Origin of the sequence: Paenibacillus sp. GYB004, from assembly GCF_036577605.1 — a bacterium.
Taxonomy (GTDB): Bacteria; Bacillota; Bacilli; order Paenibacillales; family NBRC-103111; genus Paenibacillus_AB; species Paenibacillus_AB oceani.
Genome location: NZ_JARBDB010000078.1, coordinates 1 through 572 on the forward strand (window position 1 = coordinate 1; position 572 = coordinate 572).

The following is a 572-nucleotide window of genomic DNA, read 5'->3' on the forward strand; positions in this document are numbered from 1 at the left end:
GATCCGTCTAGGCATACGCAAGCTTTCGGTTACAGGGCTTTTACCTTCTGTGGCCGGCCTTTCCAGACCGCTTCGCCTAACCTGCTTTTGCCATATCGACGTCCTACAACCCCGATCCCCGAAGGGACCGGTTTGGGCTTTTCCGCGTTCGCTCGCCGCTACTGACGGAATCACGTTTGTTTTCTTTTCCTCCAGGTACTTAGATGTTTCAGTTCCCTGGGTGTGCCTCCATGCTGCCTATGTATTCAGCAACAGTTCGCATTTCAAGTCGAAATTTGAAGTTTTTTGCGGTAGTTTTTGGTGGAGCCAAGGAGGATCGAACTCCTGACCTCCTGCTTGCAAGGCAGGCGCTCTCCCAGCTGAGCTATGGCCCCAAATAGATTCCCAGTTGGGATTGATGGACAAAATTCCATCAAAACTGAACAAATGAAATCGGACCGGATTGTGTACCGAACCGTTACAGGTTCGATTAGCTTATGCTTCCGAGGTGGCACAATCTTTCGATTGTGCTTAACTCCATAGAAAGGAGGTGATCCAGCCGCACCTTCCGATACGGCTACCTTGTTACGACT

2 rRNA genes are annotated in these 572 nt (G+C 50.3%); both read right to left on the bottom strand.

Features of this window, described 5'->3' with window-relative positions:
- A 23S ribosomal RNA gene (locus tag PV433_RS33835) occupies positions 1–374 on the bottom strand; the annotation flags it as partial.
- A gap of 148 nt (positions 375–522) precedes the next feature.
- Positions 523–572 (bottom strand): 16S ribosomal RNA (locus PV433_RS33840); the annotation flags it as partial.